Source organism: Coralliovum pocilloporae, from assembly GCF_030845175.1.
Classification (GTDB): domain Bacteria; phylum Pseudomonadota; class Alphaproteobacteria; order Rhizobiales; family Cohaesibacteraceae; genus Coralliovum; species Coralliovum pocilloporae.
Genome location: NZ_CP132542.1, coordinates 1,484,659 through 1,509,623 on the forward strand (window position 1 = coordinate 1,484,659; position 24,965 = coordinate 1,509,623).

The 24,965-nt window shown below is 53.0% G+C and carries 29 protein-coding genes; 19 read left to right on the forward strand and 10 right to left on the reverse strand.

Translation table 11 applies throughout. The annotated features are described in order from the left end of the window. Position 1: 1 nt before the first annotated feature. From rsmG to hemE, 6 genes are all read right to left on the reverse strand, one after another. Positions 2 to 661 (reverse strand): 16S rRNA (guanine(527)-N(7))-methyltransferase RsmG, encoded by a 660-nt coding sequence (rsmG, locus tag RA157_RS06915; RefSeq protein ID WP_350335736.1) that lies wholly within the window; start codon positions 659 to 661, stop codon positions 2 to 4. Between the two features lie 3 nt (positions 662 to 664). Next, positions 665 to 2,533 (reverse strand): tRNA uridine-5-carboxymethylaminomethyl(34) synthesis enzyme MnmG, encoded by a 1,869-nt coding sequence (gene mnmG / locus RA157_RS06920; protein ID WP_350335737.1) that lies wholly within the window; start codon positions 2,531 to 2,533, stop codon positions 665 to 667. 116 nt (positions 2,534 to 2,649) lie between these two features. After that, positions 2,650 to 3,999, reverse strand: coding sequence for a tRNA uridine-5-carboxymethylaminomethyl(34) synthesis GTPase MnmE (gene mnmE, locus RA157_RS06925; RefSeq protein WP_350335738.1), 1,350 nt, complete (start codon positions 3,997 to 3,999; stop codon positions 2,650 to 2,652). Positions 4,000 to 4,127: 128 nt separating this feature from the next. Next, positions 4,128 to 5,393, reverse strand: a complete 1,266-nt coding sequence (gene rho / locus RA157_RS06930) for a transcription termination factor Rho (protein ID WP_350335739.1) — start codon at positions 5,391 to 5,393, stop codon at positions 4,128 to 4,130. A 218-nt stretch (positions 5,394 to 5,611) separates the two neighbouring features. Further along, the gene (gene hemJ / locus RA157_RS06935; protein ID WP_350335740.1) at positions 5,612 to 6,037 is read right to left on the reverse strand and encodes a protoporphyrinogen oxidase HemJ; all 426 of its coding nucleotides are present in this window, start codon (positions 6,035 to 6,037) and stop codon (positions 5,612 to 5,614) included. Between the two features lie 14 nt (positions 6,038 to 6,051). Then, complete coding sequence (gene hemE, locus RA157_RS06940) at positions 6,052 to 7,095, reverse strand: uroporphyrinogen decarboxylase (protein WP_350335741.1); 1,044 nt, start codon at positions 7,093 to 7,095, stop codon at positions 6,052 to 6,054. Between the two features lie 428 nt (positions 7,096 to 7,523). On the opposite strand from hemE, the gene RA157_RS06945 reads away from it, so the two are divergent. Genes RA157_RS06945 through dnaQ form a run of 5 tightly spaced genes read left to right on the forward strand, consistent with a single transcriptional unit; the run spans position 7,524 to position 11,142 of the window. After that, positions 7,524 to 8,366, forward strand: a complete 843-nt coding sequence (locus RA157_RS06945) for a pyruvate, water dikinase regulatory protein (protein ID WP_350335742.1) — start codon at positions 7,524 to 7,526, stop codon at positions 8,364 to 8,366. Then, positions 8,366 to 8,962 (forward strand): Maf-like protein, encoded by a 597-nt coding sequence (locus tag RA157_RS06950; protein ID WP_350335743.1) that lies wholly within the window; start codon positions 8,366 to 8,368, stop codon positions 8,960 to 8,962. The genes RA157_RS06945 and RA157_RS06950 overlap by 1 nt, the downstream gene beginning before the upstream one ends. Further along, positions 8,962 to 9,807, forward strand: a complete 846-nt coding sequence (locus tag RA157_RS06955; RefSeq protein WP_350335744.1) for a shikimate dehydrogenase — start codon at positions 8,962 to 8,964, stop codon at positions 9,805 to 9,807. Before RA157_RS06950 ends, RA157_RS06955 begins: the two co-directional genes overlap by 1 nt. Continuing rightward, complete coding sequence (gene coaE, locus RA157_RS06960) at positions 9,804 to 10,430, forward strand: dephospho-CoA kinase (RefSeq protein WP_350335745.1); 627 nt, start codon at positions 9,804 to 9,806, stop codon at positions 10,428 to 10,430. Before RA157_RS06955 ends, coaE begins: the two co-directional genes overlap by 4 nt. A gap of 1 nt (position 10,431) precedes the next feature. Then, complete coding sequence (gene dnaQ, locus RA157_RS06965; RefSeq protein ID WP_350335746.1) at positions 10,432 to 11,142, forward strand: DNA polymerase III subunit epsilon; 711 nt, start codon at positions 10,432 to 10,434, stop codon at positions 11,140 to 11,142. A gap of 108 nt (positions 11,143 to 11,250) precedes the next feature. Here the strand turns inward: dnaQ and secB are convergent, their stop codons facing one another. Together secB and RA157_RS06975 are read right to left on the reverse strand one after the other, a co-directional pair. Beyond that, positions 11,251 to 11,763, reverse strand: a complete 513-nt coding sequence (gene secB, locus RA157_RS06970) for a protein-export chaperone SecB (RefSeq protein ID WP_350335747.1) — start codon at positions 11,761 to 11,763, stop codon at positions 11,251 to 11,253. Positions 11,764 to 11,876: 113 nt separating this feature from the next. After that, complete coding sequence (locus RA157_RS06975) at positions 11,877 to 12,392, reverse strand: FxsA family protein (protein WP_350335748.1); 516 nt, start codon at positions 12,390 to 12,392, stop codon at positions 11,877 to 11,879. Between the two features lie 261 nt (positions 12,393 to 12,653). Here RA157_RS06975 and RA157_RS06980 point away from each other — a divergent pair, with 261 nt between their 5' ends. The 4 genes from RA157_RS06980 to RA157_RS06995 are packed head-to-tail and all read left to right on the forward strand — an operon-like array spanning position 12,654 to position 15,501. Further along, positions 12,654 to 13,361 (forward strand): Tim44/TimA family putative adaptor protein, encoded by a 708-nt coding sequence (locus tag RA157_RS06980; protein WP_350335749.1) that lies wholly within the window; start codon positions 12,654 to 12,656, stop codon positions 13,359 to 13,361. A gap of 21 nt (positions 13,362 to 13,382) precedes the next feature. Further along, positions 13,383 to 14,540 carry a murein transglycosylase A gene (mltA, locus tag RA157_RS06985; RefSeq protein WP_350335750.1) on the forward strand — a complete coding sequence of 386 codons (1,158 nt, stop codon included), beginning with the start codon at positions 13,383 to 13,385 and terminating at the stop codon, positions 14,538 to 14,540. Next, positions 14,537 to 15,130: a Smr/MutS family protein gene (locus tag RA157_RS06990; protein ID WP_350335751.1), complete on the forward strand. Its 594-nt coding sequence runs from the start codon at positions 14,537 to 14,539 to the stop codon at positions 15,128 to 15,130. The genes mltA and RA157_RS06990 overlap by 4 nt, the downstream gene beginning before the upstream one ends. Continuing rightward, the gene (locus RA157_RS06995; protein WP_350335752.1) at positions 15,130 to 15,501 is read left to right on the forward strand and encodes a helix-turn-helix domain-containing protein; all 372 of its coding nucleotides are present in this window, start codon (positions 15,130 to 15,132) and stop codon (positions 15,499 to 15,501) included. Before RA157_RS06990 ends, RA157_RS06995 begins: the two co-directional genes overlap by 1 nt. A gap of 109 nt (positions 15,502 to 15,610) precedes the next feature. Here RA157_RS06995 and hslU read toward each other — a convergent pair whose 3' ends face one another. Beyond that, positions 15,611 to 16,912, reverse strand: coding sequence for an ATP-dependent protease ATPase subunit HslU (gene hslU, locus RA157_RS07000; protein ID WP_350335753.1), 1,302 nt, complete (start codon positions 16,910 to 16,912; stop codon positions 15,611 to 15,613). 46 nt (positions 16,913 to 16,958) lie between these two features. Then, positions 16,959 to 17,480: an ATP-dependent protease subunit HslV gene (gene hslV, locus RA157_RS07005; protein ID WP_350335754.1), complete on the reverse strand. Its 522-nt coding sequence runs from the start codon at positions 17,478 to 17,480 to the stop codon at positions 16,959 to 16,961. A 213-nt stretch (positions 17,481 to 17,693) separates the two neighbouring features. On the opposite strand from hslV, the gene hisB reads away from it, so the two are divergent. From hisB to RA157_RS07055, 10 genes are all read left to right on the forward strand, one after another. After that, entirely contained in the window at positions 17,694 to 18,287 is a 594-nt protein-coding gene (gene hisB / locus RA157_RS07010) for an imidazoleglycerol-phosphate dehydratase HisB (protein WP_350335755.1), read from the forward strand. A 4-nt stretch (positions 18,288 to 18,291) separates the two neighbouring features. After that, on the forward strand, positions 18,292 to 18,777 hold the full coding sequence (locus RA157_RS07015; RefSeq protein ID WP_350335756.1) for a DUF2628 domain-containing protein: 486 nt from the start codon (positions 18,292 to 18,294) through the stop codon (positions 18,775 to 18,777). Further along, on the forward strand, positions 18,774 to 19,424 hold the full coding sequence (gene hisH, locus RA157_RS07020) for an imidazole glycerol phosphate synthase subunit HisH (RefSeq protein ID WP_350335757.1): 651 nt from the start codon (positions 18,774 to 18,776) through the stop codon (positions 19,422 to 19,424). Before RA157_RS07015 ends, hisH begins: the two co-directional genes overlap by 4 nt. After that, a complete protein-coding gene (gene hisA / locus RA157_RS07025; RefSeq protein WP_350335758.1) occupies positions 19,421 to 20,167 on the forward strand; it encodes a 1-(5-phosphoribosyl)-5-[(5-phosphoribosylamino)methylideneamino]imidazole-4-carboxamide isomerase in 747 nt (248 codons plus the stop codon). Before hisH ends, hisA begins: the two co-directional genes overlap by 4 nt. After that, on the forward strand, positions 20,161 to 20,940 hold the full coding sequence (gene hisF, locus RA157_RS07030) for an imidazole glycerol phosphate synthase subunit HisF (protein ID WP_350335759.1): 780 nt from the start codon (positions 20,161 to 20,163) through the stop codon (positions 20,938 to 20,940). The genes hisA and hisF overlap by 7 nt, the downstream gene beginning before the upstream one ends. Before the next feature lie 43 nt (positions 20,941 to 20,983). After that, positions 20,984 to 21,304 carry a phosphoribosyl-ATP diphosphatase gene (locus RA157_RS07035; RefSeq protein ID WP_350335760.1) on the forward strand — a complete coding sequence of 107 codons (321 nt, stop codon included), beginning with the start codon at positions 20,984 to 20,986 and terminating at the stop codon, positions 21,302 to 21,304. 11 nt (positions 21,305 to 21,315) lie between these two features. Then, positions 21,316 to 22,266, forward strand: a complete 951-nt coding sequence (gene coaA, locus RA157_RS07040) for a type I pantothenate kinase (protein WP_350335761.1) — start codon at positions 21,316 to 21,318, stop codon at positions 22,264 to 22,266. Between the two features lie 75 nt (positions 22,267 to 22,341). Beyond that, positions 22,342 to 23,100: a DUF2259 domain-containing protein gene (locus RA157_RS07045; protein ID WP_350335762.1), complete on the forward strand. Its 759-nt coding sequence runs from the start codon at positions 22,342 to 22,344 to the stop codon at positions 23,098 to 23,100. A 109-nt stretch (positions 23,101 to 23,209) separates the two neighbouring features. Continuing rightward, the gene (moeB, locus tag RA157_RS07050) at positions 23,210 to 23,959 is read left to right on the forward strand and encodes a molybdopterin-synthase adenylyltransferase MoeB (protein WP_350335763.1); all 750 of its coding nucleotides are present in this window, start codon (positions 23,210 to 23,212) and stop codon (positions 23,957 to 23,959) included. An 83-nt stretch (positions 23,960 to 24,042) separates the two neighbouring features. Then, the gene (locus RA157_RS07055; protein ID WP_350335764.1) at positions 24,043 to 24,954 is read left to right on the forward strand and encodes a DMT family transporter; all 912 of its coding nucleotides are present in this window, start codon (positions 24,043 to 24,045) and stop codon (positions 24,952 to 24,954) included. The last annotated feature ends 11 nt before the right edge of the window (positions 24,955 to 24,965 follow it).

Genomic DNA, 24,965 nt, shown 5'->3' on the forward strand with positions numbered 1-24,965 from the left:
CTCACTGCACCAAACTGATATCTGTCATCGGAGAAAGCGACCGCACTTCAGCGATAACGCTATCATCATCAACAATGCTTTTATGTTGTAACAGATCAAAGACCCATTCGTCAGACGCTTCTTCAATTTCTGCGGCAAATTCTCGACCTTTGTGGAAAAGCGCAGATGTCTGCCCTGTCATTACCGGCTGAATAAATCCACATAATTGGCGGAAAGATGCCAATGCGCGCGCCGAAATGACGTCGACCTGTTGATCGAAATCGGCCAGAACTGTTTCTATCCGCCCGTTGATAACCTGTGCAGAGCAGCCTGTTTCCCGGATCACCGTACGCAGAAATGCGACCTTGCGCTCGTTACTCTCCACAAGAACAACATGACCGCCCTCTTCCTTCTCCATCATCAGAATGGCCGTCACAAGACCAGGAAAGCCAGCTCCGGAACCAATATCAAGCCATGTTCTGGCCTCTGGCTTCATCATGACAAGCTGCGCTGAATCCAGCACATGACGCTGCCAGATCTGATCCAGTGTCTTTGGTGAGATCAGATTCTGAGCTGGCTGCCATTTCCGAACCAGAGAGACATAATGTTCGAGGCGGTCTTTTGTTTCACGTGAAACCGAATACCGGGATTCTATAACCCGAAAACATGCTTCTGAATTCATTGTCTAGACAACGTCCCGTTTTTGTCCGGCCTTTTTCGCATAAGCCAACAGCAGGGTAAGCGCTGCCGGCGTCATACCTTCCATCCGCGCTGCCTGCCCCAATGTCGTCGGACGCACATGTTCAAGCTTCTGAGCAAGCTCCTTAGACAAGCCTGCGAGGGATGCATAGTCCAGGTCCGGGGGCAGCAATACATTCTGATCCCGCTTGAACGTATCAATATCACTCTGCTGCCTCTTCAGATAGACCGCATACTGTGCCTCAATGGATACCTGTTCTGCAATCTTCTCGGGAAGTGCCCCGATATCCGGCCAGATCGGTTTCAGATCTTCTATATCAATGGATGGATAAGATAGCATTTCAAAGGCTGAACGGCGAACGCCATCCTGATTCATTTTGAGGCCGAATCGATTAGCTTCATTCGGTGTAAGAGACAAAGATGTCAGTAACGCCTCGGCTTTCTCCAACGCATCCCGCTTTGCCTCAAACGACGCTTGACGATGCTGACCTACAAGGCCGAATTCAATACCCAATGGTGTCAAACGCTGGTCAGCATTATCGGCTCTGAGGGTCAGTCGGTATTCCGCACGTGATGTGAACATACGATACGGCTCGGCTACACCGCGCGTGACAAGATCATCAATCATCACACCGATATATCCCTGGCTCCTATCAATTGTTACGGAATCGAATCCGCCGCTTCGACGCGCCGCATTGAGACCAGCCAACAGACCTTGCGCTCCGGCTTCCTCATACCCGGTTGTGCCATTGATCTGACCTGCAAGATACAGCCCCGACAACCTTTTCGTTTCTAGTGTCGGATAGAGGTCGCGAGGATCCACATAGTCATATTCAATCGCATAGCCATACTGAAAGACCTTCACATCCTCCAGACCCTCTATGCTCCGCAGAAATGCATCCTGACAATCTTCTGGCAGGCTTGTCGAAATCCCATTCGGATAAACAGCGTGATCATCCAGCCCTTCCGGCTCCAGAAAAATCTGATGACCATCGCGCTCACCAAACCGGACAATTTTGTCTTCAATCGATGGACAGTAGCGCGGCCCTACTCCGTCAATCCGCCCGGAGTACATAGCGGACTGATCCAGGTTGTCCGAGATAATCTGGTGTGTATTGGTATTGGTCCGGGTCAAATAACAAGAGATCTGAGGAACCCGAATTTCATCCGTCAGTGTTGAAAATGGTTCCGGAGGCGAATCGCCTGGCTGTTCCTGCAACTTCTCCCAGTGAATCGTTCTGCCATCCAGTCGTGCGGGTGTCCCTGTCTTCAAACGACCCGTAGTAAAACCGAGCGCTGCCAGTCTATTCGCCAGCGTTACGGCCGGATTTTCATTCATTCGACCCGCCGGAATCGTCTTCTTACCCATATGGATCAGACCATTGAGAAATGTTCCTGTGGTCAGAACAACAGCACCGGCACCAAATGATCTACCATCAGCCAGGGCGACCCCTTTGATTGAGCCATCCGCATTCTGAATGAGATCAGCCACCTCACCTTCCAGAATATCGAGATTTTCCTGGTCTCCCAGCAACTGTTGAATGGCCTGTCGATAAAGCTTCCGATCCGCCTGAGCGCGAGGTCCACGAACAGCTGGCCCCTTACGACGGTTCAAGACCCGAAACTGAATACCGGACTGGTCGATTGCACGACCCATCAAGCCATCCAGGGCATCAATTTCCCGAACCAAATGGCCTTTGCCAAGGCCACCAATAGCCGGATTACAGGACATAACGCCGATGCTATCTGTCTTCAGCGTAATCAGCGCCGTCCGGACACCCAGGCGCGCAGATGCAGCTGCCGCTTCTGTTCCGGCATGCCCACCCCCTACAACAATAACATCGTAAGTCAGCACTTTTCTTCATCCTGTCTGTGCTCCGCATTTATTACGGAGACGAATCGGCATTCATGATTCACGTGAAACATTACTCGATCAGATTTTAGCAGACTATGTTTCACGTGAAACACCTGCTATTTTCCGATACAAAACTCCCGGAAAATAACATCCAGCAGATCATCGACGTCTATTACACCAACAAGCTTTCCAAGACTATCCCCTGCCTGCCTCAAATGTTCAGCGACCAGCTCCACACCAAGATCGGTCGAAGCTAGCGCCATATCCAAAGCATCTCGAACTTCAAGCAGTAATGATTTATGGCGTTGACGTGTCCAGACAGCGGACTCACTCTTTCCATCACCACAGAGCCGTGCCACACGTTCTGACAGCTCATCAATGAGATCGCCCAGACCTTCTCCCGTCCGGGCAGAAAACAACAAAGATCCATCACTCTTTTGTTTCTGAGCCGATTCAATCAGGTCGGTCTTGTTCTGCGCCTTGATAATTTCAGCATCGGTCTGGAGCCTAGCGAGCTCATCGTCTACAGAGGTGCCTTTATGATCCGTGAGAGCAACAACAAGATCGGCCCGTACGGCTTCTACAGTACTGCGCCTAATCCCCTCTTGTTCAACCAGGTCCGTTGTTTCTCTCAACCCGGCTGTATCAAAGACAGAAACCGGATAGCCACGAAGATCAAGCTGGACCTCTATGACGTCTCGTGTTGTCCCTGGCTGGTCTGTCACAATAGCCACATCCCGTTTCGCCAAGGCATTCAAAAGGCTCGACTTGCCGACATTTGGGGCACCAACAAGCGCAATCCGAACCCCGTCCCTTATCCGCTCCCCAATTTCACCCTGTGTGATATGGCGATTAATCTCAGCAGACAGATTTCGAATTTCATCAAAGAGACCATCAGTCACATCCGATGGAACATCTTCTTCATCTGCAAAATCGAGGTCAGCTTCAATGAGTGCTCTCATCCGGACAATATCTGCACGCCATGTTGAATAGATTTTCTCCAGCCCGCCGGCCATTTGTACAACAGCCTGCCGCCGCTGCACTTCCGTATCTGCGTGGATAAGATCACCAAGACCTTCAACAGCAGTCAGATCCAGCTTTCCATTTTCAAAGGCGCGTCGGGAAAACTCCCCTGGCTCCGCAGCACGGACACCTGGTATCTGCGAGAGGCAATCCAGAAGGATGGCAACAACAGCACGACTGCCATGACAATGAATCTCAACCACATCCTCACCGGTAAAACTGGCTGGTGCCGGAAAGGAAAGCAGGATGACCTGATCCAGGAGAGACTTATCCACCGGGTGATATAAATTGCAGAGTGTGGATTGCCGTGGAGACGGATAAGCCTGTTTTAAAAAAGTTTCGATTGCGAATCGAGACTGGGAACCAGATAGGCGAATAACTGCAACACCAGCAGGAACCGATCCGCTGGACAGCGCAAATATCGTTGTATCAGCTTGTCTCATCTCCTATTTATCCACTTCTTATAAACAGGCAGAAATTCATTTCTGAACCGACTCTATTCGTCGAATCTAACAAAAGAGGCGTCCGATCAAATCGGACGCCTCAGAACTATCACAGATTTTTTGACCAATCAGGTGTTCATTGAATCAAAGAAGTCTGAATTGCTCTTCGTCTGTTTCAACTTGTCGATCAGGAACTCAACCGCATCCACAGTTCCCATGGATGACAAAATCCGCCGAAGAACAAACGTCTTCTGAAGATCACCCTTAGACACCAGAAGATCCTCCTTACGCGTACCGGACTTGAGAATATCCATGGCCGGATAAACGCGTTTGTCGGCGACCTTGCGATCCAGGACGATCTCGGAGTTGCCCGTGCCCTTGAATTCTTCAAAAATCACTTCATCCATACGGCTACCCGTATCAATCAGCGCTGTAGCAATAATCGTCAGTGAACCACCCTGCTCGATGTTTCGAGCCGCACCAAAAAAGCGCTTCGGGCGCTGCAACGCATTCGCGTCAACACCGCCGGTGAGAACCTTACCGGATGATGGGACCACAGTGTTGTAGGCACGGCCCAGACGGGTGATGGAGTCGAGAAGAATAATAACGTCACGACCGTGCTCGACCAGACGCTTGGCTTTCTCAATCACCATTTCGGCGACCTGAACGTGACGGGCAGCCGGCTCATCAAAGGTCGAGGAAATCACCTCTCCTTTCACCGTACGCTGCATGTCTGTCACTTCTTCTGGTCGTTCATCAATCAGAAGAACAATCAGATAGCTCTCCGGATGATTGGTCGTGATTGCCTTAGCGATGTTCTGCAGCAGGACAGTTTTACCGGTCCTTGGCGGAGCCACAATCAGACCACGCTGACCTTTACCCAGCGGTGCAACCAGGTCGATAACCCGGGCACTGAGATCCTTGATTGTGGGATCTTCGATTTCCATCTGAAACCGTGAATCAGGATAAAGTGGAGTAAGGTTGTCAAAGTGAACCTTATGCCGGGCCTTTTCCGGATTTTCAAAGTTGATTGTGTCCACCTTGAGAAGCGCAAAATAACGCTCGCCCTCTTTCGGACTGCGGATCTGACCTTCAACCGTATCGCCGGTTCTCAGAGAAAAGCGACGGATCTGAGATGGTGAAACATAGATGTCATCGGGACCTGGCAGATAATTGGCATCCGGAGACCGCAAAAAACCGAAGCCATCCTGGAGAACCTCCAGAACGCCCTCACCGATAATACGAATATCCTGTTCAGCCAGCTGCTTGAGAATGGCAAACATCAGCTCCTGCTTTCGCAGCGTGCTGGCATTCTCCACATCATGGCTTTCAGCAAAAGTAAGCAGCTCCGTCGGGGTCTTCGACTTGAGCTCCTGGAGTTTCATCTCCTGCATGGATTGAATCTCTATCTAATGATCAGGCAATAGGCCTGAAACGTGTTGAACATTGGAAGTAAGACAGACAGACCGATGGATCCATATCGCGAATCCACATCACCTTTTCCGGGTCAAACCGACGAGATGATTCTGTCAAAAGGAGTGATTAGGCGGGACAATACGCAAATCTTGCTCATAAGACAAGCTTTTCCGCAGAACCGGGTGTTCGAAGCTGATCACAAAAAGGGCTTAAAGACAACGATCAGCACAATAGCAACCATCAACAGCGTAGGTAACTCATTGATAATACGATAATATTTGGAAGATTTCTGATTGTTGTCACCTGCAAACTCCCGCACATGACGCGCCAGAACCCCATGATATGCTGACATCAGAAAAACCAGCAACAACTTGATATGAAACCAGCCGTCAGTGAAAAAATCTGCCGCATAAGCTGTTGCAAGACCAAAAATCCAGCTCGCAATCATGGACGGTGTCATGATCGCCTTCAGAAGACGCCGTTCCATGATCTTGAACGTTTCAGACAGCTCTGAGCCAGTCTCAGCATCCGCATGATAGACCATCAGACGCGGCAAATAGAAAAGACCCGCCATCCAGGCAAGGACGGACATGATGTGAAAGGCTTTCATCCATTCATACATGACGGGTCACTCTCTTAACGCTTGAAACCACGTACGCGAGCAACAAGCTGCTCAACATGAGCGACTGGCGCGTTTGGCGTAATACCGTGACCGAGATTGAAAATAAACGGACCGGACCCAAGATCTTCAAGAATCCGATCAACAGCTTCATCAAGTGCCCTGCCCCCGGCAATCAGCTTCTGTGGATCAAGATTGCCCTGAACGGCGCAATGTTTCTGGAGATTGTCCCGGGCCCAGCCGGTTGGAACCGACCAGTCAAGACCGACAGCATTTACACCGCTATCCCGCGCCACCTCTTCATAAAGAGGTCCAACGCCTTTCGGGAATGCAACAATCTTTGCATCGGGATGATGAGCGCGAACACCGCTGACAATGCGCTTCAGAGGTTCAAAGCACCATCTGCGGAATTGTTCCTCATCAAGAGAGCCAGCCCAGGTATCAAAAATCTGAACTGCATCAGCACCTGCATCAATCTGGGCAGAGAGATACCGGATTGACGAGTCAACCAGACAATCAACCAGTATCTGGAAACTGTCAGGATCAGTAAGAGCCATCTGTCGTGCGGCAGCCTGGTCTGGTGAGCCTCGACCACCGATCATATAGGTCGCTACCGTCCAGGGAGCGCCACAGAAGCCGAACAGCGTCGTTTCAGCTGGAAGACCATCCCGGACACGAGAGACCGTCTCCAGCACCGGTTCAAGGTGCTTCAGTACATTGTCAGGTTTCAGGGTCTGGATACCGGCTGCATCCAATGGCTCAAGGATAGGACCCACTCCTTCCTCAAACCGGACATCCTGTCCGAGAGCGTCTGGAATAACCAGAATGTCTGAAAACAAAATTGAGACATCAAAACCAAAGCGACGAATTGGCTGGAGTGTCACTTCGGTAGCCAGTTCCGGTGTGTAACAGAGATCAAGGAATCCGTTGGCTTGCGCTCTGGTTGCCCGATATTCCGGCAGATAGCGCCCTGCCTGTCTCATCATCCACATTGGAGGAGATGCGAAGCTCTGTCCCTCGAGAACCTGAAGAGCTTTCCGGTTGGCTTTGGGATCAGTCACGATGTGAGAACTCCTATTCACAAATCCCCTAATAAAGGATTCTTTAATATTTAGATTTTGTTTCTTATTAGCAGTGGATTATCCGTATTCTCATCCATCCACAATCCCGCTATTGATATTCCGTATCAATCAGCCGGTGCCCAATCCTTGATGTGGATCATTGTGGATTGATTGCAAATGAAAAATTTCCATTGATAAATGAGCTCGTTATGGCCTCTCGAAGCTGATTTGACCGGAACAAGTCTGTTATGATTATTCTGGACAACGTCGTGATCGCGAAATGTTTACCACTTGTTAACTTTTTCGATCTGGAGCTTTGCACACTTGGATGAGCTGTTGATGAATTTTAAGGTTTTGTTAACGATTTGGGCAGCCTCTCCAAAACGGGCCAACTTATCGGAATCCATCCACAGCCATCAGGATATATTGTGAAAAACCGAACCACCTACTTTCATCTTCACATGATTTCAGACGCGACGGGCGAGACGCTGATTGCCGTGGGTCGCGCAGCTGCGGCGCAATATGTCTCTTCTGCAGCGGTGGAGCATGTTTATCCGTTGGTTCGCAAAATGGAGCAGCTTGATGACATTCTCCGGTCCATTGAGGATGCGCCGGGGATTGTTCTCTATACCCTCCTCGCCCCTGATCTGATTGATCGGCTTGAGAGGTTCTGCCGGTCCCTGGGTGTGCCGAGCGTGAATATTCTTGATCCAGTCATGACAGTCTTTCAATCCTATCTGGGATCCGCATCGTCTGGCCGTGCCGGTGCCCAGCATGCACTGAATTCCGAGTATTTCCGCCGGATAGAGGCCCTGAATTTCACCATTGCCCATGATGATGGTCAGATGACCCAGGATCTGGATGAAGCAGATATTGTTCTTGCGGGTATCAGTCGGACCTCAAAAACACCCACAAGCATGTATCTGGCAAACAGGGGGATCAAGACGGCAAACGTTCCGATTGTGCCCGGAATCCCCATACCAAAAGAGCTGGAAATCGCAAAAAACCCCCTTGTTATTGGGCTTGTTGCGTCTCCGGAACGTCTGGTTCAGATCCGGCAGAACCGGATGTTGGGTCTGAACGCCGACGCACTCGATTCCGGATATACAGACAAGGCAGCTATTGCAAAAGAAGTGGTTCAAACCCGGAAAATGTGCGCTAAACATGGATGGGAGGTTCTGGATGTTACCCGGCGGTCGATTGAAGAAACCGCTGCGGCCATTCTATCCCTCTATCAGGCCCATCGGGAAAAGAATCGGAATCCGGATTAATGACCAGACTAATTCTCGCCTCCGGCAGTCGCACCCGTCGCATGCTTCTGGACAATGCAGGTCTCTCTTTTGATGTCCAGACCGCTGATGTGGATGAACGGTCGATTGAGGCTCCATTGCTCGAGGCTGCTTTTCCGCCCGATGATATTGCAGCGGTTCTGGCAGAAGCCAAGGCTGTTGATGTAAGCGAAAGATACCCCGAAGCCCTTGTGATTGGTGCGGATCAGACGCTTGGCCTTGGGGATCGCAGATTCAACAAGCCGGCGGATATTACTGCGGCCCGAAAGCAGTTGCTGGACCTGCGTGGCCAGACCCATGGGCTTCATTCAGCGGTCGTCTGCGCGCGGGATGGCGAGGCAATCTGGCGTCATGTGTCTACCGCCTGGCTCACCATGCGGGATTTCTCGCCTGAATATCTCGGCCACTACATGGCTGAGGTTGGCGACAGGGTTCTGGAAAGCGTGGGGTGCTATCAGCTTGAAGGGCCGGGCATTCAGCTTTTCAAAGAGATCAAGGGAGATTATTTTACAATCCTTGGATTGCCTCTCTTTCCCTTGCTTGATTTTCTTAGAACTGATGGTGTTTTGGAAGCGTAATGACCGAGCCTTTGAAACGAGTTTGCGTGATTGGATGGCCAATTGGTCATTCCCGGTCTCCCGTTATTCACACCCATTGGCTTGAGGTCCATGGTCTGGAAGGGCTCTACAGTCGGATGGCTGTGCCGGAGCATGAAATCGACGCGTTTCTGCAAGGTCTGGAACGACATGGCTATTGTGGCGCGAATGTCACGATTCCTCACAAGGAAGCAGCCTACAAAAATGCTGCCCGGCGAACCGGAACCGCTCAGACACTGGGCGTTGCCAATACACTCTGGTTTGAAGATGGAGAACTCTGGGCGGACAATACAGATGGCTATGGTTTCCTGGCTAATCTGGATGCTGGAGCGCCGGGCTGGGATCAGAATCCGGAGACGGCTCTGGTGCTCGGAGCAGGGGGTGCATCCCGTGCAATTGTTCACGGTCTGATCGGGCGGGGATATAAATCTGTCTGTGTGGCCAATCGCTCTCTGGACAAGGCCGAGGCACTGAGAGAGCAGTTCGGGGAAAACGTCTTGCCGATTTCCTGGGATGCAAGACACAGCGTCCTGCCATCGGCCTCGCTACTGGTCAACACAACCTCCCTTGGCATGAAAGATCAGCCGGATCTGGAATTTGATCTGTCTGAGGCATCAGATGGACTTGTGGTAACAGATATCGTTTACGCACCGCTGAGAACGCGCTTGCTGGATGAGGCTGCGGCAAAGGGGCTGCGGACTGTCGACGGGCTCGGCATGCTTCTGCATCAGGCTGTTCCAGGATTTGAGCGCTGGTTCGGTGTCAGGCCGGAGGTAACCGATACACTGCGGCAGCTTGTTCTGAAAGATATGGGGCTTGGCACGTGATCCTGATCGGCCTGACCGGCTCAATTGGTATGGGAAAGTCCACAACAGCCGGACTGTTTTCGGAGTTCGGCGTTGTCGTCCATGATGCTGATGCTGCGGTTCATGCTCTTTATGCCAGCAAGGCTGTTCCCCTGATTGCTGAAAGATTTCCCGATGCTGTATCGGATGGTCGCGTGGACAGGCAGAAGCTGGGTGCACTTGTTCTGGGTGACAAATCGGCGATGAAAGAGCTTGAGGCCATTGTTCATCCGCTGGTGCATCAGGCGGAGTTCGACGTTTTGATGTCTGCTGAAGAATCCGGTGCTTGGGCGGCATTGCTGGATATTCCTCTTTTGTTTGAAACAGGTGGCGATAAACGGGTGGATGTTACACTTGTTGTTTCGGCACCGACTCAAATCCAGAAAGACCGTGTTCTTGCCCGTCCGGGCATGACAGAGGAAAAGTTTGCGCAGATTCTTGCCCGTCAGATGCCTGATGATGAAAAACGAAGCCGGGCCGACTTTGTTGTGGAGACCGGCTCAGGTATTGATGATGCAAGGGCACAGGTTCAGGCTATTGTCGAGCAATTGAAAACCAGACCGCAGGAAGCCTGGGAAAACCGGAAGTCAGGGAAGGGCGTCTAATATGCGTGAGATCGTACTCGATACGGAAACGACGGGCCTTGATCCAAAAACCGGGGACCGGCTGGTTGAAATCGGTGGTGTTGAACTGATCAACCATATCCCCACCGGCAACGTCTATCATCAGTATATCAATCCTGAGCGGGACATGCCGGAAGAGGCCTTTCGTGTTCATGGGCTGTCTGCTGAATTTCTGTCGGACAAACCGGTTTTTGCTGATGTCGCCAGGGCCTTTGTCGATTTTGCAGCCGGTGCCAAACTGGTCATCCATAACGCTGCCTTTGACATGGGCTTCATCAATCATGAGCTGAGAGGTCATGGATATGACCCGATTGGCAATGAACATGTGATTGATACGCTGATGATGGCACGGCGGAAACACCCGGCCGGCCCGAACAGTCTTGATGCGCTTTGCTCACGTTATGGTATCGACAACTCCAAGCGTACCAGGCATGGCGCCCTTCTTGATGCCGAACTTCTGGCCGAAGTCTATATCGAGCTTCTCGGCGGCAAGCAGTCAAATCTTGGTTTTGGTGATGATGGTGCTGCCAGCCGGTCAGCAAGCACTGGTCCGGTTGGTTTGCAATCAGGCGCGCGCGCGAAACAGCGTCCCGCACCTCTGCCGTCCCGTCTGTCTGATGGAGAGCGCGAGGCTCACCAGGCTTTTGTCGAGAGCCTTGGAGATAATGCGCTCTGGCACAAATACGGCTCTTGAACCAACACAGACCGGATTGTTTGTCGCCGGACAGGTTTTACTTTGTCGCAAAAGCATGAAAAAGCCGGATCAAATGACCCGGCTTCATAATCTCGGTCAAAGCCTGAATCAGTTCGGCTTTGATGTATCCGCGCCCTCAGCTGCAGCCTGCTGAAGCTGAACTTCCGCAGCGCGCTGACGATAAAGAGCTGCAAAATCGATCGGATCAAGCATCAGCGGCGGGAAGCCACCGCGCTGTGTTGATTCAGCGATGATCTGACGAGCGAACGGGAACAGAAGACGCGGGCACTCGATCATGATGACCGGATGCAGGGAGTCTTTTGGAACACCGGTGATGCGGAAAATGCCGGAATAAACCAGATCGCATGCGAAAACGACGCTGCCGTCTTCATCCTGGGCTTTTGCTTCAAGCTTCAGGTCAACTTCAAAATCTGTGTCAGACAGCGGCTTGCCGTTGACATTGACCTGAATGTTGATGTTCGGAGACTTCTCACGAGGCCGCAGAGAGTCGGGAGCCTTCGGGTTTTCAAAGGACAGGTCTTTTACATACTGTGCCAGTACATTGAGCTGCGGTGCAGCGCCGTCTGCCTGCGCGCCAGCTGCTGGGGTCTCTTCAGCCATTCGTTTTTCCTGATGTTAAACGGACCAAAATCGGTATTGGTTGGATAGGATCGTGTGGGAGGAGCTACCATTAATGGGCTCGGAAAACAAGACTGGCACCCTGAAGACGGATGCTAATCTCTGGTTTTGTCATCCAGCCAGGGAGAGGAAGGGTCGGATTTTCCGGGCTCTTCGGCCACATCCCAATCTTCTTCATCAAGATCGACCACAGGTCCATTGTTCCTGTGGGAGTGACGGGCACCACCATAGGAATGGCTGGCATGAACGGATGCCACGGTGATCTTTGATCGAATGACAGCCCACAACGCCCGGCGGAACTGGGGTATAAACAGCAGAAAGCCAAGTCCATCTGTGACAAAGCCGGGGGTCAGCAGCAGAACACCGGCAACCATGATCATGGCACCATGACCCAGCGCTTCTCCGGGAATACGCCCGGCCTCTGTTTCCTGTTGGATGGTCCGCATCAGGCCGAAGCCCTGCATCCGTAAAAGGATACTGCCGATCACGGCTGTGACAAAAATCATCAGCAATGTTGCCCAGAGGCCGATTGCATCGCCCAGAAGAATAAAGACGGCAATCTCAAGAATGGGAATACCAAGCAGCAGAAGCGGTATGATGGTCAGTGGCATAGCGTATCAATGATCTCGTTGATTGAGCCCCCTATATAGGCCTGATCACGACAGTTTGCGAGAAATTGTCGCGGTAGGTCGTCGGATCGGGTGTTTTCAATGCGTTTGCTGCAAAGGAAGGGCTTTTCTTTTGGGAGCGAATTGCTATGGATAGAATGAAATTCTAAACTTGATTGTCGGCGGTACCGTTGACATATCAGGATTAAAGCAGATCCGGTTGATACAATCGGACGTCACTCTGGCCGGGAGATCATTCAGCCAATGAGTTTTACGAGTCTATTCTTTCTGATTTTGGCTGTGGTCCTGTTCGCCTATCTTCGCAGTATTCTTGGGCGTCGCACGGGCAATGAGCGCTCCCACCACGAGAGCAATCCTTATCAGCAGAAGACAGATTCCCGTCAGGCCAATGACAATGTTATCGCTCTTCCCCGTCGGGATGGCGAAGAAGAAGCACCGGCTTCCGGGTCTGATGAGGAGGAACTGAAAGAGCAGCTTTCCAAGTTTGCAGACCCTGATACGCCATTGTTCGATCAGATCACCGATCTGATGTCGAAGGACGACAACTTCCATCCTGAGCCTTTCCTTGATGGTGCGCGTATGGCGTATGAGATGATTGTGACAGCCTATTCATCCGGTGACCGCAAGACTCTCAAGTCTCTTCTGAGCAAGGATGTCTTTGACAGTTTCTCCGGTGCCATTGATGACAGGGAATCTCGCCAGGAAACCGTCGATTTTACCTTTATTGGTATAGACAAGGCCCAGCTTGCAGCCGTCATGATTGTGGATCAGGAAATTCAGGTTACCGTACAGTTCTCCAGTCAGCTCATTTCTGCGACCAAGAATGAAGACGGGGCCATTGTGGATGGTGATCCGGAGCAGATTGTCGACGTGAAGGACATCTGGACCTTTGCTCGACCGCTCAAGTCGCGGGATCCAAACTGGAAACTGATCGCTACAGAAGCGGTCTGATCATGAAGGCGGATCGACTTCATGGCTTCCCCGATGAGATCGATCCTGGCCTTTCTTGGTTTTGCGGTTTGTTTGACGATGGATATTCCTGCCCCAGCTCAAGCTGATGACCGGCTACAACCGGTTTTGTTTGATGATATTTCAGGGTGGTCTGACGATGATCATCTGGAAGCTTTTCAGACCTTTCTGAATTCCTGTCATCAGGCTCGACACTCTCTCCCCAAAACAAGAGATCTGGGTATATCGGGCATCGATCTGCAAGAGGTCTGCAGAAAGGCGCTTGAAGAGACGGGTGTAAAGACGAAAGAACAGGCCAGGGCGTTCTTCGAGACCCATTTTTCTCCCCACAGAATAGTGGCTGATGGTTTTGTCACCGGCTATTTCGAGCCGACGGTCAACGGATCAAGAACAGCTTCCGATCTCTATACGGTGCCTCTGCTCAGGCGTCCTGCGGATCTGGTTAAAGTCCGGGATGCCGAAGCGGGGCGCGATGGAATCCGGTTCGGCAGGCAGACGGACGAGGGACTTGTCCCTCATTTTGATCGAAAGGCTGTTGAAACCGGCGCTCTGGACGATCAGGGTCTTGAACTTGTCTGGTTGGAAAGCCGGATTGATGCGTTTTTCATTCACCTTCAGGGTTCTGCCCGCATAGAACTGACTGACGGGTCGATGATGCGTGTGGGTTTCGATGGCAAGTCGGGCCATGATTACACCCCCATCGGCCGCATTCTGATTGAACGGGGAGAGCTTGAGCGCGAGTCTGTCACCATGGACAGCATCCGGGACTGGCTCGAAGACCACCCGGATAAAGCCAATGATCTCATGTGGCAGAACCGGTCGTTTATCTTTTTCAGGGAAAACGAGGCGGAGGCTCACCTTGGTCCTGTTGCAGCTGCAAATGTGCCACTGGTGCCCTGGCGCAGTCTTGCGGTCGATCGGACGTTGCACACATTCGGAACACCGGTTTGGGTGGGCGCGGATCTTGGTGATGTCCGTTCCGCTCCCGAATCAGTCAACCGGCTGATGATCGCCCAGGACACCGGATCTGCGATTATCGGCCCGGCCCGGGGTGATATTTTTACAGGTTCCGGTCCGGATAACGGTCAGATTGCCGGGGCCATAAAACACCCTGCTATCATGTTTCTGCTGGTGCCAAATCCGGGTTCAAAGCAGCCATGAAGAAGTCGCGCCGCCGATTTGGTCATCTGTCAGACGATGATCTGAAAGTCTGGAATGCTGTTGCAAAAACAGTCACGCCGCTGGACGGGCGGTACGGTCCCGTGAAAGAGAATTCTGAATCGGAGACGACCGAAATACCCGGTGAAATCAAAAAATTAGCCGGCTTATCCGGTTTATCCAAAACCACTGAGCAGATAAAAAAAACCGGAACCAACCCCTCAATACCTCACATAAAGCCTCTGGCGCCGCTGGAACAGCGTCTCAGGCGCAAGTTGGTCAAGGGTCGTGTTTCTATTGATGCCCGAATTGATCTTCACGGAATGACCCAGGCCGAAGCACATATGGCCTTGCGGGGATTTTTATTCCGATGCCATCAGAATGATCATCGCTTGGCCCTTGTCATTACCGGAAAAGGAACTAGAAAGGGGGAGGGGGGCGACACAGGAATTCTCCGGAGAGTCGTGCCTCAATGGTTGAGGCAGCCGGATCTTCGGCCATTTGTCGTAAGTATTGAAGAGGCGCATCTTTCCCACGGCGGAGCCGGTGCTCTCTATATAAGAATACGACGTCGCAGGGAGGGGAGAACCTGATGACGCCATTTGGCGCTAAACTCAGGGAAATGCGCGCTATGCGCCAGATTACTCTGAAAGAGATGGCCAAAGCGCTTGAAGTATCCAGTGCGTATCTCTCTGCGTTGGAGCATGGCCACAGAGGCAAGCCGAACTGGTATTTTGTCCAGCGCGTGATTTCCTATTTCAATGTGATCTGGGATGAGGCGGAAGAGATCCAGCGTCTGGCAGAGCGTTCGGACCCGAAAGTCACGATTGACACCAGTGGTCTTGAGCCCCAGGCAACCGAGCTGGGTAATCTTCTGGCTGAGAAGATCCGCGGCCTGTCGGCAGAAAGTTGTGAGCGACTGATCCGGGAAGTGCAGATCGCTGCGGCAAAGGACGACGTCTGATAGAGCATAGTCCCGAAAAGTGTGTTCGGTTTTCGAATGAATCTTGACCCAAGATAAACCGGCACAGATTGCTCTGCACCGGTTCAATAATCAAATCACCCCGAAAGACTTACAGGATATAGCGGCTGAGATCGGTGTTACGCGCCAGATCGCCAATATGCGTGTTCACATAGTCCGCATCGACCACGATGGTTTCCCCGGCGCGATCAGGCGCTGTGAATGAGATATCGTCCAGAATACGCTCAAGCACGGTCTGCAATCGGCGCGCTCCGATATTCTCTACCGATGCGTTGATCTCCACAGCCAGCTCGGCAATGGTATCAATGGCATCGTCGGTGATGGTCAGATCCACGTCTTCCGTTGCCATAAGCGCTTTGTACTGTTTGGGCAGGCTGGCTTCCGTATCGGACAGAATAGCCTTGAAATCATCGCGGGTCAGAGCCTGAAGCTCAACCCGGATCGGCAGACGGCCCTGCAGTTCCGGAAGAAGGTCAGACGGCTTTGCAACATGGAAGGCTCCACTAGCGATAAACAGAATATGATCTGTTTTCACCACACCATGTTTGGTTGATACGGTGGTGCCCTCAATAAGCGGCAGCAGATCGCGTTGCACGCCTTCCCGGGAGACATCACTGCTGCGGCCTTCACGGGCACAGATCTTGTCGATCTCATCCAGAAAGACGATGCCGTTGTTTTCCACCCGGTCAATGGCTTCTGTTGTAAGCTGGTCTTCGTCCAGGAGCTTGTCGGATTCTTCCGTAATCAGAAGATCATAGGAATCCCGCACCGTCGTACGGCGGGTTTTGGTGGCACCGCCAAAGGCCTTGCCCAGCATGTCGCCAATGTTCATGACACCGACACTGGCACCCGGCATGCCGGGCACATCGAAGCTCGGCATTTGCGGCGTTGCGGCAACCTCAACCTCGATTTCCTTGTCATCAAGAAGACCATCCCGGAGCTTCTTGCGGAAACTGTCACGGGTTGCCGGACTTGCCGTGTCACCCACAAGAGCATCCAGAACGCGCTCTTCAGCCAGTGTATGGGCCTTGGTCTTTACGTCCTTGCGTTTTTCCTCACGCACAAGACCAATGGCGGTCTCAACCAGATCACGGACAATCTGTTCAACATCACGGCCCACATAACCCACTTCGGTAAACTTGGTCGCTTCCACCTTGATAAAGGGCGCATTGGCAAGTTTTGCGAGGCGGCGGGAAATTTCTGTCTTGCCGACACCGGTTGGCCCAATCATCAGGATATTCTTTGGCAGAACCTCTTCTTTCAGAGGTCCTTCAAGTTGCTGACGACGCCAGCGGTTGCGCAGTGCAATGGCAACAGCGCGCTTGGCATCAGCCTGGCCGATGATGAAGCGATCAAGCTCTGAAACAATTTCGCGGGGGGAAAAATTCGTCATTCTTTATAAGATCCGTTATCCGTAAGGGATAGTCACAGGGGCCAGATTATTCATCCAGGGCTTCAACCACCAGAGAATCATTGGTGTAGACGCAGATATCGGCGGCAATCGCCATCGCCTTTCGTGCAATCGTTTCTGCATCCGGTTCCACATCAGCCAGGGCACGGGCTGCTGCCAGAGCGAAATTGCCGCCTGATCCGATGCCGGTAATGCCGTCAACCGGTTCAAGAACATCGCCTGTTCCGGTCAGAACCAGTGTCGTCTGTTTGTCAGCCACGATCATCATGGCCTCAAGCCGTCTGAGATAGCGGTCTGTCCGCCAGTCCTTGGCCATCTCCACGCAGGCACGCATCAGCTGGCCTGGATATTGTTCAAGCTTGGCTTCCAGACGTTCGAACAGGGTGAAGGCATCTGCCGTTGCACCGGCAAAACCGGCGATGACATCGCCCTTGCCCAATGGCCGCACCTTCCGGGCATTGTTCTTGATCACAGTCTGACCGAGGCTGACCTGTCCGTCTCCGGCCACGACCACCTTGCCGTTCTTGCGCACTGTAACAATCGTCGTCATAGATCACTCTTGCTGGTTTGTACCGCATCCTGCGGCAATCCTGATCTCACTATGTAAGAGGTCGGCACTGGAATGCCAATCAGTAAGGGAACAGACTATGGGGATTGCGTGGCCAAAACCGCTACAGAGTCGGTTTCTTTTCCTGTCTTAGCCTGCTAAAACGCGCCCGGAGCAGGCTTTTTGAGATCTGGCCTGTGGATTAGGAGAACAATCATGCGTCAGGGCGCATCTGAGCGGACAACGAATGAGACGGATATCTCCGTTTCCATCAATCTTGATGGTACGGGAGCTTTTGACATCGAAACCGGTGTCGGCTTTCTCGACCATATGCTCGAACAATTGTCCCGACATTCCCTGATTGACATGAAAGTCCGCGCCAAGGGTGATCTGCATATCGATATGCACCACACAACGGAAGATGTGGGCATTGCGCTTGGTCTGGCACTGAAGCAGGCTCTTGGCGACAAGAAGGGCATCCGTCGCTATGCCCATTGCTATCTGCCGATGGATGAAGCGTTGACACGGGCTAGTGTGGATGTATCCGGTCGTCCGTTTCTGGTCTGGGATGCATCCTTCCCAAGCCCGAAAATCGGTGAGTTCGATACAGAGCTGTTTGAGGAATGGTTTCGCGCCTTTGCCATTAATGCCGGGCTGACCCTGCACATGACCTGCCTCTATGGCTCCAACTCTCATCATATTGCGGAAAGCGCCTTCAAGGCTCTGGCCCGCGCTTTGAGAGAGGCTGTGGAAATCGACCCGCGCCGGGCCGATGCCGTTCCATCGACCAAAGGCCAGCTCGGGGATTGATCCTATGGCAATCTACACGGTTCTCGCCCGTGGTTCAGACCTCTCTGATGCGGAAGCCTTTGTAGACGGAAGTGTCTTTGTCAAAAACGGCTTTTCGGTTCTGGCGGCGGCTTTTCCTGCGCTCTGGCTTATCTGGAACAGACTCTGGCTTGAACTGCTGGCTTATGGCCTGGCCCTTTTGGGTCTTTATATGCTGTCAGGTGTCATGCATCCGGTTGGTCTGGTGATCCTGCACAGTCTTGTGGTTCTGTATCTGGCACTGGAGGCGACATCGCTGCACACCAGTGCACTTCTGCGCAGGGGATACAAAGAACTCGGTGTGGTCACCGGGCATGATCGTGAGGAATGCGAAGCCCGGTTTCTGTCTCACTGGTTTGGACAGCTTGATCACCCGGCAACCATGGCTGTGAAATCTTCTGCATCGACCGGGCGGCCCGTGCCGTCAGATGGCATCATTGGACTGTTTCCTCAACCTGAGGCCAAAGGATGAAACTCGTAATTATTGATTATGGCTCGGGCAATCTGCGCTCGGCCGAGAAGGCTTTTCGCCGTGCAGCGCGGGATTCGGGTCTCGATGTGGAGGTTTCCGTATCCGCTTCCGCAGACGAGGTAGCTGCCGCCGACCGGATCGTCTTGCCAGGAGTTGGCGCTTTTGCCGATTGCTGTCATGGGCTTGAGGCTGTCTCCGGCATGCGGGATGCCCTTGAGGAGGCAGTTATCAGCAAGGGACGCCCGTTTTTTGGCATTTGCGTTGGCATGCAGCTCATGGCCAGCCGCGGGCTTGAACATGTGACCACAGAGGGTTTCAACTGGATTCCGGGGGATGTGGGTCCGATCGAGCCAGCCGACCCGGGTCTGAAAGTGCCGCATATGGGCTGGAACATCATTGACGTGCGGAATGATCATCCGGTTTTTGCCGGTATCCCGACCGGGCCAGATGGTCTTCACGCCTATTTTGTCCATTCCTATCACTTCAGGACAGCGTCACCGGATCATGTGCTGGCGGAGACAGACTATGCCGGATCAGTGACCGCGGCAGTTGGACGGGACAATATGATTGGCACCCAGTTTCACCCTGAAAAAAGCCAGACACTCGGTCTGTCACTGATCGCCAACTTCATGAGGTGGGCTCCATGATTCTGTTTCCAGCAATCGATCTGAAAGACGGTCAGTGTGTTCGCCTCAAGCTCGGCGATATGGATCAGGCAACTGTTTTCAATGATAATCCCGGTGCCCAGGCAAAGGCCTTTCAGGATCAGGGCTTTGAATGGCTGCATGTGGTTGATCTGAATGGTGCTTTTGCGGGCGAAAGCGTCAATGGCGCTGCGGTTGAGGCAATCCTTGCCAGCACCACCAATCCGGTTCAGCTCGGTGGGGGTATCCGCGATCTGGCTGGAATTGAGACCTGGCTGGAAAAGGGTATCCGCCGCGTCATTCTCGGCACGGTCGCTGTGCGGGACCCTGATCTGGTCCGCGAGGCCTGTCGCCTGTTTCCCGGTCGCGTGGCTGTTGGTATTGATGCCAAGGGTGGCAATGTGGCTGTTGAAGGCTGGGCCGAGACGTCAGAGCTCACTGCAATCGACCTGGCAAAACAGTTCGAAGATGCCGGTGTTGCAGCCATCATCTATACCGATATTGACCGGGACGGCATCCTGAAGGGGCTGAATATCCCGTCAACACTGGCTCTGGCAGAGGCGGTATCCATCCCCGTGATTGCGTCAGGTGGCCTAGCGTCCATAGATGACATCAAACGCCTGCTTGAACCTGATTGCGCAAAGCTTGAAGGTGCCATTTCCGGTCGGGCCCTTTATGATGGGCGTCTGGATCCCAAGGAAACCATGGATCTGATTCTGGCCGCCCGGGAGGCTCAGCCATGTTGAAAGCCCGTATCATCCCCTGTCTTGATGTCAAGGATGGCCGCGTGGTGAAAGGCGTCAACTTCGTCGATCTGCGTGACGCTGGTGACCCGGTTGAATGCGCCAAGGCCTATGATGCCGCTGGTGCGGATGAGCTTTGTTTTCTTGATATTACGGCAAGTCATGAAGACCGCGGGACGATCCTTGATGTGGTGCGTCGTACCGCTGAAGAATGCTTCATGCCGGTTACTGTTGGCGGTGGTGTCCGGACGCTTGAGGATATCCGCAATCTCCTGAATGCCGGTGCTGATAAGGTTTCAATCAATTCCGCTGCGGTGCGTGATCGGGATTTCATCCGCAAGGCGGCGGAGAAATTCGGCAGCCAGTGCATTGTGGTCTCTGTTGATGCCAAGCGGGTCTCTGCTGAGGGAGAACCGCTGCGTTGGGAGATTTTTACCCATGGCGGTCGCAAACCAACCGGCATTGACGCGATTGAGTTCGCCCTTGATATGGTTGAACGTGGGGCCGGGGAATTGCTGCTCACATCCATGGATCGGGACGGCACCCGTATCGGTTTCGATCTGGAACTGACCCGGACAATTGCCGATCAGGTTCCGGTGCCGGTTATCGCATCCGGTGGTGTCGGCACCCTCGATCATCTGGCAGAAGGTGTTTCCGAAGGGCATGCGACGGCCGTTCTGGCCGCGTCCATCTTCCACTTTGGTGAATACACCATCGAGGAAGCGAAAACGCATATGGAAGCAAAGGGCATCGCCATGCGGATGGACCGCTGCTGATCGGCTTCGTTCATACCCTTGTTCGACAAAGGACCATCGACCAATGACGAGCTTCACTCTCTCTGAACTTGAAGCCATTATAGCGACCCGTGCCCGCTCCGAGGATGAGGCATCCTATACGCGGTCACTGGTGAACAGGGGCATTGAAAAATGCGCTGAGAAATTGGGCGAGGAAGCGGTGGAAACCGTAATCGCCGCAGTGAAGGGTGATCGAGACAATATCCGGGATGAGGCCGCCGATCTGTTGTATCATCTGCTGGTGGTGCTCAATGTTTCCGATGTTGCGCTGGATGACGTGATGGCAACTCTTGCCGGGCGGACCGGGCAGACGGGCCTTGAGGAAAAGGCGTCCCGTCAACAATAGGCAGTCTTGCGATGGACCAGACAACCACCCGGGATTTTTCGCCATATCGGGTGTTTACCAAAGAGGCCTGGAGTCACCTCCGGGCCGATACGCCGCTGACCCTGAATGAAGCAGATCTGGTCCGGCTGCGAAGCCTCAATGATCCGGTCTCGCTTGAAGAGGTGGCTGAAGTCTATCTGCCCCTGTCGCGACTGCTCAGCTATTATGTGGAAGCAACCCAGGAGCTCTATAAGGCGACCAGCCGGTTTCTCGGCTCAAAAGAGCACAAGGTTCCCTTCATTATCGGCATTGCCGGATCGGTTGCCGGTGGCAAGTCCACCACAGCCCGCCTTCTGAAAGCGCTTCTGGCCCGCTGGCCGTCCAGCCCGAAGGTTGAGCTGGTGACAACAGACGGTTTCCTGCTGCCAAACGCGGTTCTTGAGCAGGAAAACCTGATGAATCGCAAAGGCTTCCCGGAGAGCTATGATCGCGCTGCCCTTCTGGCCTTTGTCTCGGATGTGAAAGCCGGACGCCGCAATGTGAAGGCGCCGGTCTATTCGCACTTTTATTATGATGTGATGCCGGGAAACACGATCACAATTGATCGCCCCGATATCCTGATTTTTGAAGGGCTGAATGTGCTTCAGGGCAGTCGCCCGAAAGACGGCACGATTGTTCCCTTCGTCTCGGACTTCTTCGATTTTTCGATCTATATTGATGCGGCTGAGGATGCGCTTCAGAAGTGGTATGTGAACCGGTTCTTCCGGCTGCGGGAAACAGCTTTCCGTGATCCGGGCTCCTATTTCTATCGCTATTCGCAGATCAGCGCAGAGGAGGCGATGGAAACCGCGCTCAGCCTCTGGACAGATATCAACCTCAAAAACCTGAAAGAGAACATTCTGCCCACACGTCCGCGGGCTGATCTCATCATCCGCAAGGCGGAAGATCATTCGGTCGATACGGTATCACTGCGCAAGGTCTGATCCGGATAACTGTTCCGTTTGTTCAAACGGCGGGCCAGCTCTGCTATGGTGACCGGAGAACGCGGAGGATGGGCAATGCGTTATCTGACAGGGCTTTTTGTTCTGATTCTTGGTCTGGTCTTTGGATGGGCTGGACCTGTTTTGGCTGGCGACAGTGCCAGGCTGCATGTCATCGGCTTTTCGGCGGGCGGGCAATTATTCGCTTTTGAGGAATATGGTGTTCAGGATGGCTCCGGCTTTCCCTACTCATCCATCTATGTGGTGGATCTGGCAGGTGATGACTGGTTGCCCGGTACGCCTATCCGGGTTCTGCTGGATGATGAAGCAGCACAGGGTGATGAAGTCGCATCTGTATTGAGTGCCCGTCAGCAGGCCTTGTCAGAAGCGGCGTCTTTGCTTGATGATCGGAACTTCACCAATCCGGGCCATCGTCTTGCCAGCCAGCCAATCGGAGAAGTGGATGGTGATCCCTACACGCTGGCCTTTGGTCTGGCGAACTACAATCCGCTAGATCCGCCGCTCAGACGGTTTGATCTCAGAATGACTGTGTATGATCAGCCTGCATCCAGTTCTTGCGCCAATGTGACCGGCCCGTCAGAGAAGGCACTTGCGCTTGAGATTATGGATCTGGAAACAGATGCCATTCGCAAACTTTATCAGGACAGCAAGGTGCCGAAGAGCAGGAATTGTCCGCTGGACTATCGCCTGTCAGAAATCTGGGTTCCGGAACGCCTGCCTGATCCGGATCAGGCCGTGGTGCTGGTCAGTGTATTCTCCTATGGTTTTGAAGGGCCGGACCAGCGTTTTATCGCCATCCCGTTCAAACTGCCCTAGGGGTATGCCAGAGCCATACCAGCCTGGGATCGCACGAGCTTGATCGGGATTTAGGGCCTTTTGATATTTCGCATTGGACTGAAGAGCGTTAGTCGGTAATCTGCGCCCCATGATGCTGAATAGTGACGAACTGGAACGGTATGCCCGACACATTGTGCTGCATGATGTGGGTGGGCCGGGGCAACAGAAACTCAAGGCTGCGCGGGTGCTGGTGATTGGTGCTGGCGGTCTTGGAGCGCCTATAATTGCCTATCTGGCGGCAGCCGGAGTGGGCACAATCGGCATTGCAGATGACGATATCGTCTCTCTCTCCAATCTGCAGAGACAGGTCATTCATGACACGGACAAAGTGGATGTTCTGAAGGTGGAGAGCGCAAAGGCTGCGGTCAAACGCCTGAACCCGAATGTCACGGTGGAGGCCCATCCGTTTCGCCTCAGCGAGGAGAATGCCAGATCCCTGATTAGCCAGTATGATCTGATCGTCGAGGGATCTGATAATTTCGAAACCCGCTACATTGCGTCAGATGCAGCCGAACTTGAGAAAAAACCGCTGATCACAGCCGCGGTCGGGCGGTTTGACGGGTCGATCACGACCCTGAAACCCTATGAGCGGGACAGGGATGGCAGACTGAATCCCCGCTATCGCGATCTATTCCCGGATATGCCAGCGCCCGGTTCTATTCCATCCTGCTCGGAAGCGGGCGTGCTCGGTGCCCTGACCGGCGTTATTGGGTCCATGCAGGCCCTTGAAGTGATCAAGGAGATTGTCGGGATCGGCGACGGTCTGGTGGGTAAACTCCTGCTGTATGATTCCCTGTCCTGCCGCTTCCAGACAATCACCTACAAGCGACCTGCCTGATCGATCAAACACCACCGGAATCGGGTGGAACCTGTCCTGGTGTTGTGTCATCGTGCCGCCTGACTGAGTAATCTGGGGGTGGTATGGCGCAGGATCTGAAGATGGGCCCGGTGGAATGGGGTCTGATTGTCCTTCTGTCCATTATCTGGGGCGGGGCATTTTTCTTCACGGAAATTGCTCTTGAAGAAGTGACACCTTTCGGCATTGTCTTCGCCCGGGTCGGTGGTGCGGCACTGACGCTCTATCTGGTGCTGAAACTGCTCGGCCTGTCTCTGCCGCATACCCTGTCAGGCTGGATGCCCTATCTGGTGATGGGCTTTTTGAACAATGCCGTCCCGTTCTGCCTGATTGTCTGGGGGCAGGTTCATATTGCCAGCGGACTTGCATCAATCCTGAATGCCACAACGCCATTGTTTACGGTTCTGATTGCTCATTTGCTGACAGAGGATGAGCGATTGACTATGTCCAAGCTGGCGGGCGTGGTGACCGGATTTGCAGGCGTTGCCGTCATGCTGGGCTCTGACCTTCTTCTGGGGTTGGGTGATCAGGTCTTTGCCCAGCTGGCTATTCTGGGGGCTGCAGTATCCTATTCATTCGCCGGGCTCTACGGACGCAGGTTCAAAGGTCAGAATCCGATCATTACGGCAACCGGACAGGTCACCGCATCAACAGTTCTTCTGCTTCCGCTTGCTATCGCATCGGGAGGGTTCGGATTGCTTCTGACAGCCAGCGGTACAGTCTGGGCAACCCTGATCGGTGTTGCAACACTCTGTACGGCTCTGGCTTACCTGATTTATTTCCGCATTTTGAGAACGGCAGGGGCAACCAACCTGATGCTGGTGACCTTTCTCATTCCGGTCAGTGCAATCCTGCTTGGTGTCCTGTTCCTTGGAGAAACGCTGGAAACACGACACATGATCGGGATGCTGTTGATCGGCGGTGGCCTCATTTTGATTGATGGCCGTCTGGTCATCGCAAAGAGAAAAGAAGCCTGATAGTCAGGATA

Coding starts and splice junctions, on each gene's coding strand:
- rsmG (WP_350335736.1), bottom strand. CDS start 661: ATGAATTCAGAAGCATGTTTTCGGGTTATAGAATCCCGGTATTCGGTT.
- mnmE (WP_350335738.1), bottom strand. CDS start 3,999: ATGAGACAAGCTGATACAACGATATTTGCGCTGTCCAGCGGATCGGTT.
- rho (WP_350335739.1), bottom strand. CDS start 5,393: ATGCAGGAGATGAAACTCCAGGAGCTCAAGTCGAAGACCCCGACGGAG.
- hemJ (WP_350335740.1), bottom strand. CDS start 6,037: ATGTATGAATGGATGAAAGCCTTTCACATCATGTCCGTCCTTGCCTGG.
- RA157_RS06950 (WP_350335743.1), top strand. CDS start 8,366: ATGACCAGACTAATTCTCGCCTCCGGCAGTCGCACCCGTCGCATGCTT.
- RA157_RS06955 (WP_350335744.1), top strand. CDS start 8,962: ATGACCGAGCCTTTGAAACGAGTTTGCGTGATTGGATGGCCAATTGGT.
- dnaQ (WP_350335746.1), top strand. CDS start 10,432: ATGCGTGAGATCGTACTCGATACGGAAACGACGGGCCTTGATCCAAAA.
- secB (WP_350335747.1), bottom strand. CDS start 11,763: ATGGCTGAAGAGACCCCAGCAGCTGGCGCGCAGGCAGACGGCGCTGCA.
- RA157_RS06975 (WP_350335748.1), bottom strand. CDS start 12,392: ATGCCACTGACCATCATACCGCTTCTGCTGCTTGGTATTCCCATTCTT.
- RA157_RS06980 (WP_350335749.1), top strand. CDS start 12,654: ATGAGTTTTACGAGTCTATTCTTTCTGATTTTGGCTGTGGTCCTGTTC.
- mltA (WP_350335750.1), top strand. CDS start 13,383: ATGGCTTCCCCGATGAGATCGATCCTGGCCTTTCTTGGTTTTGCGGTT.
- RA157_RS06990 (WP_350335751.1), top strand. CDS start 14,537: ATGAAGAAGTCGCGCCGCCGATTTGGTCATCTGTCAGACGATGATCTG.
- RA157_RS06995 (WP_350335752.1), top strand. CDS start 15,130: ATGACGCCATTTGGCGCTAAACTCAGGGAAATGCGCGCTATGCGCCAG.
- hslU (WP_350335753.1), bottom strand. CDS start 16,912: ATGACGAATTTTTCCCCCCGCGAAATTGTTTCAGAGCTTGATCGCTTC.
- hslV (WP_350335754.1), bottom strand. CDS start 17,480: ATGACGACGATTGTTACAGTGCGCAAGAACGGCAAGGTGGTCGTGGCC.
- hisB (WP_350335755.1), top strand. CDS start 17,694: ATGCGTCAGGGCGCATCTGAGCGGACAACGAATGAGACGGATATCTCC.
- RA157_RS07015 (WP_350335756.1), top strand. CDS start 18,292: ATGGCAATCTACACGGTTCTCGCCCGTGGTTCAGACCTCTCTGATGCG.
- hisH (WP_350335757.1), top strand. CDS start 18,774: ATGAAACTCGTAATTATTGATTATGGCTCGGGCAATCTGCGCTCGGCC.
- hisA (WP_350335758.1), top strand. CDS start 19,421: ATGATTCTGTTTCCAGCAATCGATCTGAAAGACGGTCAGTGTGTTCGC.
- hisF (WP_350335759.1), top strand. CDS start 20,161: ATGTTGAAAGCCCGTATCATCCCCTGTCTTGATGTCAAGGATGGCCGC.
- RA157_RS07035 (WP_350335760.1), top strand. CDS start 20,984: ATGACGAGCTTCACTCTCTCTGAACTTGAAGCCATTATAGCGACCCGT.
- coaA (WP_350335761.1), top strand. CDS start 21,316: ATGGACCAGACAACCACCCGGGATTTTTCGCCATATCGGGTGTTTACC.
- RA157_RS07045 (WP_350335762.1), top strand. CDS start 22,342: ATGCGTTATCTGACAGGGCTTTTTGTTCTGATTCTTGGTCTGGTCTTT.
- moeB (WP_350335763.1), top strand. CDS start 23,210: ATGATGCTGAATAGTGACGAACTGGAACGGTATGCCCGACACATTGTG.
- RA157_RS07055 (WP_350335764.1), top strand. CDS start 24,043: ATGGCGCAGGATCTGAAGATGGGCCCGGTGGAATGGGGTCTGATTGTC.